13 protein-coding genes and 4 tRNA genes are annotated in these 14,082 nt (G+C 71.0%); 3 read left to right on the top strand and 14 right to left on the bottom strand.

The annotated features are described in order from the left end of the window. Nucleotides 1–47: 47 nt before the first annotated feature. The 10 genes from F8A92_RS09110 to F8A92_RS09065 form a co-directional block, all read right to left on the bottom strand. Nucleotides 48–1,166 carry a glycosyltransferase family 4 protein gene (locus F8A92_RS09110; protein ID WP_228389314.1) on the bottom strand — a complete coding sequence of 373 codons (1,119 nt, stop codon included), beginning with the start codon at nucleotides 1,164–1,166 and terminating at the stop codon, nucleotides 48–50. Next, nucleotides 1,163–2,062 carry a phosphatidylinositol mannoside acyltransferase gene (locus tag F8A92_RS09105; RefSeq protein WP_153504847.1) on the bottom strand — a complete coding sequence of 300 codons (900 nt, stop codon included), beginning with the start codon at nucleotides 2,060–2,062 and terminating at the stop codon, nucleotides 1,163–1,165. Before F8A92_RS09105 ends, F8A92_RS09110 begins: the two co-directional genes overlap by 4 nt. Next, the gene (gene pgsA / locus F8A92_RS09100; protein ID WP_153504846.1) at nucleotides 2,059–2,685 is read right to left on the bottom strand and encodes a phosphatidylinositol phosphate synthase; all 627 of its coding nucleotides are present in this window, start codon (nucleotides 2,683–2,685) and stop codon (nucleotides 2,059–2,061) included. The genes F8A92_RS09105 and pgsA overlap by 4 nt, the downstream gene beginning before the upstream one ends. Continuing rightward, the gene (locus F8A92_RS09095) at nucleotides 2,685–3,224 is read right to left on the bottom strand and encodes an HIT family protein (protein ID WP_153504845.1); all 540 of its coding nucleotides are present in this window, start codon (nucleotides 3,222–3,224) and stop codon (nucleotides 2,685–2,687) included. Before F8A92_RS09095 ends, pgsA begins: the two co-directional genes overlap by 1 nt. Next, a complete protein-coding gene (gene thrS / locus F8A92_RS09090) occupies nucleotides 3,221–5,272 on the bottom strand; it encodes a threonine--tRNA ligase (protein ID WP_228389313.1) in 2,052 nt (683 codons plus the stop codon). Before thrS ends, F8A92_RS09095 begins: the two co-directional genes overlap by 4 nt. A gap of 361 nt (nucleotides 5,273–5,633) precedes the next feature. Continuing rightward, nucleotides 5,634–6,428, bottom strand: a complete 795-nt coding sequence (locus F8A92_RS09085) for an MBL fold metallo-hydrolase (RefSeq protein WP_153504843.1) — start codon at nucleotides 6,426–6,428, stop codon at nucleotides 5,634–5,636. A 19-nt stretch (nucleotides 6,429–6,447) separates the two neighbouring features. Then, nucleotides 6,448–6,873 (bottom strand): hydroxyphenylacetyl-CoA thioesterase PaaI, encoded by a 426-nt coding sequence (paaI, locus tag F8A92_RS09080; protein WP_153504842.1) that lies wholly within the window; start codon nucleotides 6,871–6,873, stop codon nucleotides 6,448–6,450. Nucleotides 6,874–6,941: 68 nt separating this feature from the next. Then, nucleotides 6,942–7,016: transfer RNA gene (locus F8A92_RS09075), tRNA-Val, on the bottom strand. 31 nt (nucleotides 7,017–7,047) lie between these two features. Continuing rightward, nucleotides 7,048–7,121, bottom strand: a tRNA-Cys gene (locus F8A92_RS09070). A 33-nt stretch (nucleotides 7,122–7,154) separates the two neighbouring features. Continuing rightward, nucleotides 7,155–7,227: transfer RNA gene (locus F8A92_RS09065), tRNA-Gly, on the bottom strand. Nucleotides 7,228–7,370: 143 nt separating this feature from the next. On the opposite strand from F8A92_RS09065, the gene F8A92_RS09060 reads away from it, so the two are divergent. From F8A92_RS09060 to F8A92_RS09050, 3 genes are all read left to right on the top strand, one after another. Then, nucleotides 7,371–7,871, top strand: a complete 501-nt coding sequence (locus F8A92_RS09060; protein ID WP_228389312.1) for a TIGR02611 family protein — start codon at nucleotides 7,371–7,373, stop codon at nucleotides 7,869–7,871. 133 nt (nucleotides 7,872–8,004) lie between these two features. Beyond that, a complete protein-coding gene (locus F8A92_RS09055) occupies nucleotides 8,005–8,529 on the top strand; it encodes a COG4315 family predicted lipoprotein (protein ID WP_194291424.1) in 525 nt (174 codons plus the stop codon). Between the two features lie 5 nt (nucleotides 8,530–8,534). Then, nucleotides 8,535–11,897 (top strand): N,N-dimethylformamidase beta subunit family domain-containing protein, encoded by a 3,363-nt coding sequence (locus tag F8A92_RS09050; RefSeq protein WP_153504840.1) that lies wholly within the window; start codon nucleotides 8,535–8,537, stop codon nucleotides 11,895–11,897. 44 nt (nucleotides 11,898–11,941) lie between these two features. On the opposite strand, the gene F8A92_RS09045 is transcribed toward F8A92_RS09050, so the two are convergent. From F8A92_RS09045 to coaE, 4 genes are all read right to left on the bottom strand, one after another. Beyond that, nucleotides 11,942–12,106, bottom strand: a complete 165-nt coding sequence (locus F8A92_RS09045; RefSeq protein ID WP_194291423.1) for a hypothetical protein — start codon at nucleotides 12,104–12,106, stop codon at nucleotides 11,942–11,944. Between the two features lie 103 nt (nucleotides 12,107–12,209). Continuing rightward, nucleotides 12,210–12,284 (bottom strand) — tRNA-Val (locus F8A92_RS09040). 110 nt (nucleotides 12,285–12,394) lie between these two features. Beyond that, nucleotides 12,395–13,036: a hypothetical protein gene (locus F8A92_RS09035; protein ID WP_153504839.1), complete on the bottom strand. Its 642-nt coding sequence runs from the start codon at nucleotides 13,034–13,036 to the stop codon at nucleotides 12,395–12,397. Between the two features lie 79 nt (nucleotides 13,037–13,115). Beyond that, on the bottom strand, nucleotides 13,116–13,991 hold the full coding sequence (coaE, locus tag F8A92_RS09030) for a dephospho-CoA kinase (RefSeq protein ID WP_153504838.1): 876 nt from the start codon (nucleotides 13,989–13,991) through the stop codon (nucleotides 13,116–13,118). Nucleotides 13,992–14,082 lie beyond the last annotated feature (91 nt).

Genomic DNA, 14,082 nt, shown 5'->3' with positions numbered 1-14,082 from the left:
CGGCGAGCCGCGGTGGCGTCCCGGACGCACTGCCGCGGGTGGCTCGGTCAGCCGCCGATCACCGTGCGATAGACGCCCAGGACGCGCCGCGCGACCACCGACCAGTCGTACTGGCGGACCACCTCGGTGGCGCGCGCGCGGCGCTGCTCGGTGGCGGATCGATCGCACAGCGCGGACCACAGCCCGGCGGCGAGGGCGTCACTGTCCCCCACCGGCGTCAGGAGACCGGCGCGGCCGTCGTCGAGCACCCGCCGGAAGGCGTCGATGTCGCTGGCGACGACCGGTGCGCCGGCGGCCATCGCCTCGGTGAGGATGATGCCGAACGACTCGCCGCCGGTGTTTGGGGCGCAGTACGCGTCGAGCGAGCGCAGGAAGCGCTGCTTCTCCTGCTCGCTGAGCGGTCCGAGGATCTCGACGTTGTCGCTGAGCTCGAGGGGCAGCTCGGCCCGCAGCTGGTTGTCGTCGCCGCGGCCGGCGATGGCCAGCCGCACGTCGGGCAGCTCCGCAACCAGCCGCCGGACGGCGGGGATGAGCACCTGCAGGCCCTTGCGCGGCTCGTCGTAGCGGCCGAGGAACCCGATCGTCGGGGCGCCGTCGCGCAGCTGCGGCAGTGGCTCGGCGGTCGCGAAGCGGTCGACGAACACCCCGTTCGGGATCAGCACGGCATCGCCCCCGAGGTGCTCGACCTGCAGCCGGCGGGCGAGCTCGGAGACCGCGATACGGCCCGCGATGCGCTCCAGGAACGGCTGCAGCGGCGCCTGCAGGGCGGCGAGGGTGCGCGAGCGCTCGGTCGCGGCGTGCACCGTCGCGACGATCGGGCAGGTCGCCATCATGCAGGCGATCAGCGACAGGCTGAGCGTCTGGGGCTCGTGCACGTGCACGACGTCGAAGCGGCCCTGGGTGAGCCAGGACCGCGCCCGCGCGCCGGACACGACGCCGAACTGGATCCGCGCGACCGACCCGTTGTAGCGGATGGGCACAGCGCGGCCGGCGTCGACGACGTACGGCGGCAGATCGACGGCTCGCTGCACCGGCGTGAGCACGCTGACGTGGTGGCCCTGGCCGATCAGCGTCTCGGCGAGGTCGCGGATGTGGAACTGCACTCCGCCGGGCACGTCCCAGGAGTACGGCGACACCATGCCGATGCGCAGCGGCCGCTCGGTCATACGTCCGGCCAGACCTGCTGCAGCATGTGCCAGTCCTGCGGCGTGCGGCGCAGCTGCTCGGTGAACTGCGCCGCGAGCGCCTCGATGCCGACCGTCACCCGGTCGCGCAGCCGGCCGGTCGCGGGCATCACCACCTCGGGGTGGTACTGGTTGCGCCAGCCGTCGGGAGTGAAGGTGAGCTCGAGCGGCACCAGGGCCGCGCCGGTCTGCAGGGCCAGCAGCGCGGGGCCGGACGGCATGGTGGTGCGCCGCCCGCAGAGCTCGACCTCGATGCCGGTGCGCAGCAGATCCCGGTCGGCGAGCAGGGTGGCCATCTGGCCCGATCGCAGCGCCCGCTTGAGCACGGCGACCGACGGCTCCGGTCCGCCGGTCAGCGGGGCCACGTGCATGCCGAGCCCCTCGCGGAAGCCCTTGAAGCGCTCGAACAACGACTCCGGGGCCAGCCGCTCGGCGACCGTGGTCATCGGGATGCCGATGACCTTGCACAGCACGACCGCGGCGCTGTCCCAGTTTCCCGAGTGGGTCAGCGCGACCACGACGCCGCGCCCGTCCTCCAGGGGTTGCCGTACGTGCTCCCAGCCCCGTATCTCGGTGCGCGCAGCCACCTCGATCGGGTCCAACGCCGGCAGCTGGAAGGTCTCGCGCCAGTAGCGGGTGTACGACGCCACCGACCGGTGGACCAGCGCCTCCAACCGCTCCTCGGACGCCTCCGGTCCGATCACCTGGCGCAAGTTGCGCCGCAGCTGCGCGTAGCTGCCCGGCCGGCGGACGGTGACCGCGGCCGCCGCGTCGAACGCCCGGGCCGCGACCGGCCGCGGCAGCCACGGCACCGCGGCCCAGCCGGCCGCGAAGGCGGAGTCGACCAGCCGCGGCCGCAGCACGTCGAGCCGGCTCACGACGCGTGCTCGGAGAGCTCGGCAGCGCTCACGTGGTAGACGTGCCGCAGCCGCTGCCAGACCGTGTACGCCGAGATCGCGGTGAGCAGCCAGAGGGCTCCGTCGAGCACGTACGGGACGCCGAGCCCCTGGAGCCCCAGGCCGACCAGGGCGATGATGAGCCGCTCAGCGCGCTCGGCGATGCCCACGTTGCACGCGATGCCGACCCCTTCGGCGCGCGCCTTGACGTAGGACGTCGCCTGCCCGAGCACCAGGCACGACAGCGCGGCCGCGAGCAGCCAGCCGTCGTGCACCTCGATGCCGTACCAGTAGGCGATCGCCCCGAACAGGGCCGCGTCGGACAACCGGTCGCCGGTCGCGTCGAGCACCGCGCCGAACTTGGAGACCTTCCCGGTCGAGCGCGCCATCGCGCCGTCCAGCAGGTCCAGGAAGACGAAGAACGTGATGACCATGCACCCGGCGAACAGGTAGCCGCGACCGACGAGCAGGAACGCCGCGAGGATGGTCCCCAGCGTCCCGACGACGGTCACGGTGTTCGGGTGCACACCGGCGTTGCCGAGGGCCTCACCGAGGGGCTTGAACAGCCGGCCGAAGAAGTCTCTGGCTGGGGAGTCGTTGAGCATCAGGAGCCACGATACGGCTCGGCGGCCCACGCCTCCGCCAGGAGCCGGCGGGTGTCGCTCAGCAGCTGCGGCAGCACCCGGGTCGAGGCGATGACCGGCATGAAGTTCGTGTCGCCGCCCCAGCGCGGAATGACGTGCTGGTGCAGGTGCGCCGCGATACCCGCGCCGCCGACGGCGCCCTGGTTCATCCCGAGGTTGAAGCCCTGCGGTCCGGACACCTCGCGGATCACCCGCATCGCCTTCTGGGTGAAGGCGCTGTACTCGGCCACCTCGTCGACGTCGATGTCGGTGTAGTCCGGCACGTGCCGGAACGGCACGATGAGCAGGTGGCCCGCGTTGTACGGGAACTTGTTCAGGACGGCGTACACGCGGTCGCCGCGCGCCACGATCAGCCCGTCCTCGTCGCTCATCGACGGGATCGTGCAGAACGGGCAGCCGTCGAGGTCGCCGGCGTGCTTCGGCTTGCCCTCACCCTGGATGTAGGCCATCCGGTACGGCGTCCACAGCCGGTCGAAGTGGTCCGCGGTCGGGTCGCTCATGCCCGCTCGTCCCGGCCGACCGCGAAGTCGGAGGCGCCGGACGGCGCGTCGTTGCGGCGCGAACGGACCCAGGCGACGATCTCCTCGACGGCCTGCTCGACCGGGATCGCGTTGCGCTGGGACCCGTCCCGGAACCGGTACGAGACGGCCCCGGCCTCGACGTCCTTGCCGCCCGCCAGCAGCATGAACGGCACCTTCTGCAGCGTGTGGGTGCGCACCTTCTTCTGCATCCGGTCGTCGGAATGGTCGGCCTCGGCGCGGATCCCCTTGCGGCGCAGGCGATCGACGACGTCCTGCACGTAGTCGCCCTGCTCGCCCGAGATCGGGATGCCGACCACCTGGACGGGGGCCAGCCAGGCCGGGAAGGCACCGGCGTAGTGCTCGACGAGCACGCCCATGAAGCGCTCGATCGAGCCGAACTTCGCGGAGTGGATCATCACCGGCTGCTGCCGGGACCCGTCGGCGGCCTGGTACTGCAGGTCGAAGCCCTGCGGCTGGTTGAAGTCGTACTGGATGGTCGACATCTGCCAGGTGCGCCCGATCGCGTCCCTGGCCTGCACGGAGATCTTCGGGCCGTAGAACGCCGCACCGCCGGGGTCGGGCACCATCTCCAGGCCGGACTCCGTGGCGACCTTCTCCAGGACGGCGGTCGCCTCGGCCCACTGCTCGTCGGACCCGACGAACTTGGTGCTCTTGGCGCCCTCGTCGTCCCGCGTGGACAGCTCGAGGTAGAAGTCGTCCAGGCCGAAGTCACGCAGCAGCGACAGGATGAACTCGAGCAGGTGCTTGATCTCCGCCGGGGCCTGCTCGCGGGTCACGTACGAGTGCGAGTCGTCCTGCGCGAACCCGCGCACCCTCGTCAGGCCGTGCACGACGCCGGACTTCTCGTAGCGGTACACGTGCCCGAACTCGAACAGCCGCAGCGGCAGCTCGCGGTACGACCGGCCGCGCGAGCGGTAGATCAGGTTGTGCATCGGGCAGTTCATCGCCTTGAGGCGATAGTCCTGGCCCTGCTTCGTGACGTTGCCGTCGGCGTCCTTCTCCTCGTCGATGTGCAACGGCGGGAACAGGTTCTCGCCGTAGTACGGCAGGTGCCCGGAGGTGTAGAAGAGCTGCTCCTTGGCGATGTGCGGCGTGCCGACGTACTCGAAGCCCTCCTCGATGTGCCGCTGACGGACGTAGTCCTCCATCTCGCGCTTGATGACGCCGCCCTTGGGATGGAAGACCGGCAGCCCGGAGCCCAGCTCGTCGGGGAAGGAGTAGAGGTCGAGCTCGGTGCCGAGGCGGCGGTGGTCGCGCTTCTCCGCCTCCTCGAGCCGGTGCAGGTAGTCCTCGAGCGCCTCCTGGGTCTCCCATGCGGTGCCGTAGATGCGCTGCAGCTGCGGGTTGCCCTCCTGCCCGCGCCAGTACGCGGCCGCGGAGCGGGTGATCTTGTACGCGTTCAGGTAGCGGGTGCTGGGCACGTGCGGGCCCCGGCACAGGTCGCCCCAGACGCACTCGCCGCCGCGCATGGCGACGTTGTCGTAGATCGTGAGCTCGCCGCTGGCGTCGACCTCCATGACCTCGCTGTCGGCGTCGGTCCCCGCGCCCTTGTCGCCGATCAGCTCGAGCTTGAACGGCTCGCCGGCAAGCTCGGCCCGGGCCTCGTCCAGACTCGCGAACTTCCGGCGGCTGAAGCGCTGCCCCGACTTGATGATCTTCTTCATCTGCTTCTCGATCGCCTGCAGATCGTCCGGCGTGAAGGGTTCGGCGACCTGGAAGTCGTAGTAGAAGCCGTCGGTGATCGGGGGTCCGATGCCGAGCTTGGCGTCCGGGTTGAGCGCCTGGACCGCCTGGGCGAGGATGTGCGCGGTGGAGTGCCGGATGACGTTGCGCCCGTCCGGCGTGTCGGCCAGCACCACCTCGACGTCGGTGTCCGCCTCGGGCACCCACGCGAGATCGCGGAGCATCCCGCCGTCGCGGACGACGATCGCGGCCTGCGCGCCCTTCTGCTCGAAGCCGGCCTCGTTCACCGCGGTCTGCGCCGAGGTACCCGCCGGAACCGTCACGCGCGGGGCTGGCTGGGACGGTGCGTTGACAGGTGGCACGAAGGACTCCGTAGCGGATCGGGGTGGCTGCGGCGTACGCCGCGGAAACTGGCCCTCCGATCGTACCGAGTGGCCGATCGGCGGCGGCTACACGGCGACCCGGCGGCGGCCGCGCGCACGCTGCCCTACAAGGCGACCCAGCGGCGGCTCACGACGTCTCGACGTCGCTTCGCCTATCGGCTCCGCTCGCTCGACGACCGTGATGCTCCCTCACGGTCGTCGAGCGAGGGCGAGGAACGAGCCCGACGTCGAGACGCCGCGCCTGCACGGTCGTCGAGCGAGGGCGAGGAACGAGCCCGACGTCGAGACGCCGCACGCTGCCCTACACGGCGACCCAGCGGCGGCCGGCCTCGGTGGTGATGATGCGGCCGAACGCCATCTGCGGGAAGTGCGCGGGCACGACGTACGTGTCGGTGTCCAGCGCCTCGCGGGCGATCGCGTCGCGCACCGCCTGGGCGGCCTTCTTGTCGACGTCGAAGACGGCCTCCCAGTCGGGCTCGGCGAGCTCGACCACCGAGTGCGCGACGTCGCCGATCAGCAGGGCCCGGTCCTGGCCACTGGAGACGACGTACACCGTGGAGCCGGGGGTGTGCCCGGGGGCGGGCCGCGCGTCCAGGCCGGGGGCGAGCGTGTGCTCGGTGTCGAAGAGCTCGATGCGCTCGCGCAGCGGCGAGAGCTTCTTCGTGGCGCCCGGCGTGGCCTCGGGGCCGTCGACGAAGTACTCCCAGTCGGCGGCGTGCGCGCGGTACGTCGCGTTGGGGAACACGATCCGGCCCTGCCGCGTGGCCCAGCCGACGTGGTCGTAGTGCAGGTGGGTGAAGATGACGTCGGTGATGTCCTCGGCGCTCGCGCCGAGCGCCGACAGCGACTCCAGCAGCGCGCCGCCGGAGAGCCCCGGCCGCTCGAGCGGGCCCAGCCCGGCATCCACCAGGACGACGCGCTCGCCGGTGCGTACGAGGAAGCCGCCCATCGGCATGTGCAGCTCGCCGGCGTCGTCGAGGACGCCGGGGTGGCAGGCCCACGGGTCGTCGACCCCGGGCCTGCTGAGGATCTCGGTGCCGCGGTCGGTCCCCGCGCCGTCGTACACCGGGTCGATGGAGATGTCGCCGATCTGCATGTGCCCTCCAGAGGCTTCCCTAGCTGCGCCCGCCGATCTGGGCTGCGCGACCGGTGAACAACGCGACCAGCTCGCCGGTGTCCTCGACCGTAACCTGCACGTCGTAGAGCCCGCTGCGGCGGTCCTTGCCGTACCGCAGCCGCTCGCGAGCGCTGGCCCGCAGCCGCTGACCCGCGTGCGCCGGCGCGACGAACTGGACGTCGGCGGCGGCCGCCACGTTGAGCACGCCTGCGGAGTTGCACGCGTAGGAGAAGGCGATGTCGGCGAGGGTGAACAGCACTCCCCCGTGGCAGGTGCCGTGCCCGTTGCACATCTGCTCGCCGACGCCCAGCACGACGTCGGCGGTGCCCGGGCCCACGCCGACGAGGGTGGCCCCGAGCCACTGCGCGGTGCGGTCGTTGGCCACCAGGTCGGCGATGTGCTGGTTGGGGTACTCGAGCGGCATGGACTCGATTGTGCAGGTAACCGGCGGCCAACGCGAAGGGACCCGGCCGAGGCCGGGTCCCTTGCTCGTGGTGGGCGATACTGGGTTCGAACCAGTGACCCCTTCGATGTCAACGAAGTGCGCTACCGCTGCGCCAATCGCCCGAGCCGGTATGGAGTTGTGCTGGTGGTGCTGTGGAGGTGGCGACGGGATTTGAACCCGTGTACACGGCTTTGCAGGCCGTTGCCTCGCCTCTCGGCCACGCCACCGCGTGCGACGTCCGAGAATATCGGCGTCCCTCGAGCGGACGACGGGATTCGAACCCGCGACCCTCACCTTGGCAAGGTGATGCTCTACCAACTGAGCCACGTCCGCGTTGCTGACCTCTGCGAGGCAGCGAAAAAGAACTCTACACGACCCTCCAGGGGCGCGCACGCGGGGGTGGCACCTTTGGTGCGTAGATCACGTCCGAGGCGTGGATCGACGTGGCCTCGGCCGCCGTCCATTCCTTTGGCACAATGAACCCCGTCCGCCCCGACCGAGGAGCTGCCATCACTTCGCGCCATGGCTCAGCCGAGCCCGACGACGCCGGCTCCGGCAAGCGGCAGTACGACGAGGAGCCCGGGCTGCTGGACGACATCGCCGACCGGGTCGGCTTCCGGGCCCGCATCGAGTCCAACCCCGCCCTCAAGCAGACGTACCGGATAGGCGTCGGTGTCGTCGGCACAGTGGTCCTGGTCGCCGGCGTCGTCATGATCCCGTTTCCCGGGCCCGGCTGGCTCGTGGTGATCGCGGGCCTGGCGATCCTGGCGACCGAGTTCGCGTGGGCGGAACGGCTGCTGGACTTCACCAAGGCCAAGGTGCTGGGCTGGACCCGCTGGGTGAACTCGCAGGCGATCTGGATCCGGGTCTTGATCGGGCTCGCCACCGCAGCCTTCGTGTACGGCGTGATCGTCGTGGTGCTGCACGTCACCGGCGTGCCCTCGTGGGTGCCGCGCTGGATCCCGCTCTGGCGCTGACGCCACGGCCGGCCGCCGCGCGAGCCGGAACTTTTCCGCCGGACGCCAGTGGATCTACGGTGCCCAAGGTCGCGCCCCGGGTGTGACGATGCACGCCGTGGGGTCCTGCAGGGCATCGTCATCGGGGGGCGTTGTGAAGCGCAAGCGTTTGCTGTTCGCGGGGTTGGGGCTCGTCCCCACGGCCGTGGGCGTGCTGGTGGTGCTGAATCCGACCGGCTCGACCGCCAGCCCACAGCCGTCGTCCACCGCGAGCGCGCCGGTTCTCTCTCCGGACGGCGACGAAGCCGTGAAGCCGCCGCCGGCCGCCGTCATCGGGCTGGCCGCGTCGTCGTTCGGCGTCAAGGTTGTCGATGGGGCCGGCCGCACGTTGTACCGGTTCTCGCTCGACACCGCCGGCAGCTCGAAGTGCGTGGGCGGTTGCACGGCGGAATGGCTGCCGGCGCGCAGCTACGGCGGCAAGCCGCGACCGGGCAACAAGGTGAGCGCCCCGGAGGTGGGCAACATCAAGCGGCCGGACGGCAGCGAGCAGATCACCCTCGAGGGGTACCCGCTCTACTACTACAGCGGAGACTCCGGCCCCGGTCAGAGCAACGGCCACGGCCGCAGCGCCTTCGGGGGCACGTTCAGCGCCCAGCCCGCCGCGAAGCCCGGAGGCTGATCACCATGACCGCTCACGTCCTCCCGCGCTCGAGCCGTGCCTCGTCGCAGGTGCGGCACCTGCTGCCGTGGCTGCCGCTCGTCCTGATGATCGCCATGGTCACCGTGGCGGTGCCCGGCACCTTCGGAGCACAGCCGGCCGCCGCGGCCGGCGTCTGCGACCCCGGTGGCAGCGTCATCGCGTGCGAGAACAGCCTGCCCGGCGACCCGCCCAGCGACTGGCAGGTCAGCGGGTCCGGCGACTCCACGATCCAGGGCTTCGCGACCGCCGCGAGCGCGAGCCCCGGCGAGACCGTCTCCTTCAAGATCAGCACCACGGCCAAGTCCATCCACCTGGACATTCTGCGCATGGGCTACTACCAGGGCAACGGTGCCCGGATCATCACGGCGGGCGTGAAGCCCAGCGTCACCCTTCCGCAGAACCAGCCCAGCTGCCTGACCGATGCGACCTCCGGTCTCGTCGACTGCGGCAACTGGGCGGTCACCGCCTCCTGGGCGGTGCCGACGACGGCGGTGTCGGGCGTCTACTTGGCGCACCTGGTGCGGGACGACACCGGTGGCGACAGCCTGGTGCCCTTCGTCGTGCGTAACGACACCGGGACCTCGGCGATGCTGTTCCAGACCTCCGACGAGACCTGGCAGGCGTACAACACGTACGGCGGCAACAGCCTCTACCAGTGCAACGTGGCGTGCCCGCCCGGCAGCCCGGGCGGCTACAAGGGCGCGTACAAGGTGTCGTACAACCGCCCGCTGAACAACAACGACACCTCGAACGGCCTGCTGTACGCCGAGTACCCGATGATCCGATTCCTCGAGGCGAACGGCTACGACGTCAGCTACACCACGGGGCTGGACGTTGCCACTCGCGGACCGCTGCTTTCCAACCACAAGGTCTTCCTGTCGGTCGGTCACGACGAGTACTGGTCCGGGGAGCAACGCGCCAACGTCGAGGCGGCCCGCGACAAGGGCCTCAACCTCGCGTTCTTCAGCGGCAACGAGGTGTTCTGGAAGACCCGGTGGGAACCGAGCATCGACGCCGCCAAGGCCGCCGGACGCACCCTCGTCACGTACAAGGAGACTCACTTCGACGCCCCTGTCGACCCGCAGGACCCGCCCACCTGGACCGGCACCTGGCGCGACCCCCGATTCAGCCCGCCCGGTGACGCCCGGGCCGAGAACTCGCTGACCGGGCAGTTCTTCCTGGTGAACTCCGGCACGACGGACATCCAGGTGCCCGCCCAGTACGCCAAGCTTCGGCTGTGGCGCAACACCGCGGTGGCGTCGTTGGCCGCCGGCCAGACCCTGACGCTGGGCTCCGGGCTCGGCACCCTCGGCTACGAGTGGGACGAGGCAGCCAACAACGGATCGCAACCGGTCGGGCTGGTGAAGCTGTCCTCGACGACGGCGGCCGCGGAGGCGTTCGTCGACTACGGGACCAGCGTCGCGCAAGGGATCCCGGTCACCCACAACCTGACCCTGTACCGGGCGACGAGCGGCGCGCTCGTCTTCGGCGCCGGCACCGTGCAGTGGGCCTGGGGCCTCGACGGCGCCACCACCGGCAAGGCCCCGGACAAGAACATGCAGCAGGCCACCGTCAACCTCTTCGCCGACCAGGGAGTCCAGCCCGCCACGCTGATCGCCGGCCTGACGCCCGCTACCGCCTCCGCCGACGGCACGCCACCCACCGCCGCCATCACCTCGCCGGCCTCGGGCACCACCGTCGCGGACGGCGCGAAGGTGACGGTCAGCGGGACGGCGAGCGACTCCGGGGGCGGCGTGGTCGCCGGCGTGGAGGTGTCCACCGATGCCGGGAAGTCCTGGCAGCCCGCCACCGGGACGACGAGCTGGTCCTACACGTGGATCGCGCACGGTTACCCGAGCACCACCGTCATGGCCCGGGCGGTCGACGACAGCGGCAACCTGCAGACCCCGGGCGCCGGCGTCAGCGTCACAGTCGCGTGCCCGTGCTCGATCTGGGGACCGAACGTCACCCCGGGCGGCGTCGACTCCGGCGATACCGGCGCCGTCGAGCTGGGCATGCAGTTCACCACCGAGGTCGCCGGCACCGTCACCGGGGTCCGCTTCTACAAGTCCAGCAAGAACACCGGCACCCACATCGGCAACCTGTGGACCGCCGGCGGCCAGCTCCTTGCTCGGGCCACCTTCTCCAACGAGACGGCCAGCGGCTGGCAGCTGGTGTCGTTCGCGACCCCGGTCGCGGTCACCGGGAACACGACCTACGTCGTCTCCTACTACGCGCCGGTCGGGCACTACTCGCAGGATGCCGGGTACATGTATCTGCACCCTTCCCCGCAGCCCGACGGCAACGGCAGCCTCGACAGCCCCCCGCTGCACGCGCTGCGCAACAGCCAGGGCGTCGCCAACGACCTCTACAGCTATAGCGGCTCGACCACCTTCCCGGTGAACACCTACCACGGCGAGAACTACTACGTCGACGCGGTGTTCACCCCTGGCCAGTCGAGCGCGCCGACGGCACCGACCGCACCGAGCGGCGTCACCGCCACCGCCGGCAACGCCTCCGCGACGGTGAGCTGGACGGCTCCGCCGAACGGCGGCAGCGCCATCACCAAGTACACCGTCACGCCGTACGCCGGCACGACCGCCGGCACCCCGGTCACCGTCACCGGCAACCCGCCCGCGACGGGGACCACCGTGACCGGCCTGACCAACGGCACCAGCTACACGTTCACCGTCACCGCGACCAACGCGGTCGGCACCGGACCGGCGTCCGATCCCTCGAACGCCGTCACGCCGAGCGCGCCGACGGCACCGGCCGCACCGAGCGGCGTCACCGCCACCGCCGGCGACACGTCGGCGACGGTGAGCTGGACGGCTCCGCCGAACGGCGGCAGCGCCATCACCAAGTACACCGTTACGCCGTACGCCGGCACGACCGCCGGCACCCCGGTGACTGTGACCGGCAACCCGCCCGCGACGGGGACCACGGTGACCGGCCTGACCAACGGCACCAGCTACACGTTCACCGTCACCGCGACCAACGCGGTCGGCACCGGACCGGCGTCCGATCCCTCGAACGCCGTCGTCCCGGCCGCGGCGCCCGGGGCGCCCACGGCCGTGGTCGCCACCGCCGGCGTCCGCTCGGCGACCGTGACGTGGACCGCCCCGTCGGACGGCGGCAGCGCCATCACCGGCTACACCATCACTCCGTACGTCGGCGGAAAGGCGCAGACTCCGACGACCATCACCGGCAACCCACCGGCGACGACCGCCACCATCACCGGGCTGAAGTTCAACGCGACCTACACGTTCGTCGTCCAGGCGACCAACGCGATCGGGACCGGTCCGGGATCGGCGGCCTCCAACCCGGTCAGTCCGACGCAACGCTGAGGGCCGGCAACCGGAGCGGCCGAACGGCACACCCCGGTGCGAGGTCAGGCCGCCTGCGCGAACCAGTTGAGCGACAGTGCGGCGACCTCGTCCGGGGCGTCGTCGGTGATGAAGTGAGCGGCATCGTCCACGAAGGCGAGCTCGAGCCGCTCGGCGTACCGCTGCCGGTCGCGGCACGTCTCGTAGGTCAGCTCGCAGAGTGGATGCACTCCCGTCAACGGTAAGGCGGCCGGTGGCGCCCTGTCGATCCGCGGGGGCGCTGCATACGCGAAACCCCCGGCGTCCTGCTCGGGACGCCGGGGGCTGCGGTTCTGGTGGGCGATACTGGGTTCGAACCAGTGACCCCTTCGGTGTGAACGAAGTGCGCTACCACTGCGCCAATCGCCCAGGTGCGAAGGAGAACTCTACCAGCCGATCGCGGGCGCCGCGCGCGCGGGTTGCCCGGAACGAGCGCGGCCGACCGGATCGCTCCGGTCGGCCTCGGTCGGCGGCTGAGGCTAGCTCACCTTCATCGAGAACGTCGCCTCGTCGACGGTGACCCCGGAGTCCGTCGTCTTGAACGGGAAGGTGATCGTGCAGGTCTTTCCCACGTCGGCCTTCTTGACGCCGACGTACAGCTGATAGTCGCCCTTCTGGCCGCTGGAGAGCTGCTCGGGGCCGCCGATCGGCTCGCTGGGGAACACGTACTCCGAGCTGCCCTCGCAGTCGACCTCGGCGTACGTCGCCGTGGAGCTCAGGTCGAGGGTGTACTTCGACTTGTTGTCCACGTGGAAGGTGAGCACTCGGCCCACCTCGTTGCTGAGCAGCCCGGAGATGTCGTTCTTCTCCGTCGCGGCGTCCAGCTTCACCGTCGTGCCGTCGGTGTAGGAGTAGGGCTGCTCGGGGGCCGCGGCCGTCCCGCCGCCGTTGCCGCCGCTCGAGGACTCGCTCGTGCTGTCCTCCGAGGAGGTCTTGCTCCCCGACTTGCTGCTGGACTTGCTGCTGGACTTCTCGGTGGTCTTCTCGGTCGTCTTCTCCGAGTGCGGCGCCGCGGTAGCCGTTCCGGTCACCTGCTTCGTGCAGGCGGCTCCTGCGAACAGCACGGCGAAGGCACTGGCCACACCCGCGATCTTCTTGGTCGTGGTGAGTTTTGCTGACACGAGAACAACCCTTCGATGTTTGCCCGATCCCGAGTGGCGCCCAGGCGATGCCTGTGACGCAACACTACCCGTGCGGGTTTCATCCACCGGCCGTGACCTGGCCGGTTGCGTCCACGATGTGTGCCGTGAGCAGCGCCGCCGGGTCGGCGGAGGAGAACGTCGGGTCGCCGAACCAGCCGGCCGCGGCGAGCGCCGCGCGCAGCCGCTCGGGGGCGCCGGAGAGCTGCACGTGCTGGCCGGCCAGCGTGGCGGAGCCGCCGACCGACCGCGCGGCGTAGGCCAGCCGGGCCAGCTCGCGCTGTGCGGCTCCCTCTCGCGGGGCGATCCGCACCAGCGCGGGACGGTGCTCACGCAGTCCTTCGGCGTACGGCGTGACACGCTCGTGCCACAGCCGGGCCACCTGCTCCCCCAGGCTCTCGAGCGACCCGGCGTTGTCGAGCACCACGTCGGCGATCGCGAGCCGCGACTGCTCGTCGGCCTGCGCCCGGATCCGGGCCAGCGCATCGGCGCGGTCCATGCCCCGCGCCGTCGTCAGCCGCTGCACGCGCAGCTCCTCCGGCGCGTGGACGACCACTACGAGGTGGAACGACGGCGCCATCGAGCCCTCGGCGAGCAGCGGGATGTCGTGGACGATGACGGCGTCCGGGCCGGCCGCCTCGACCAGCTCCTGGCTGCGGGCCCGCACGAGCGGATGCACTATGGCGTTGAGCCGGGCCAGGGCCGCCTGGTCGTTGAAGACCACGGCGGCCAGCGCCGGGCGGTCGAGCGCGCCCTCGGCGTCCAGGACGGCGTCGCCGAACTCGGCGCGCACCCGGTCCAGCCCCACGGTGCCCCGCTCGACCACCTCACGGGCGATCTTGTCGGCGTCTACGATCGTCGCGCCGATCGCGTCCAGCGCCGCGCTGGCGGCACTCTTGCCCGCGCCGATACCGCCGGTCAGTCCGATGTTCAGCATCCGCTGTCTCCGCTTCGTACGTCGTGTGACCAGTGTGTCCGCTGCGACACCCGGATACTGGTGGGATCGGTCCGGCGTGTTGCGCCGGGCC

The organism is Cumulibacter manganitolerans (assembly GCF_009602465.1).
GTDB lineage: Bacteria > Actinomycetota > Actinomycetes > Mycobacteriales > Antricoccaceae > Cumulibacter > Cumulibacter manganitolerans.
Note: the sequence above shows the minus strand (reverse complement) of the source record. Positions and strands in the feature narration are given on the sequence as shown.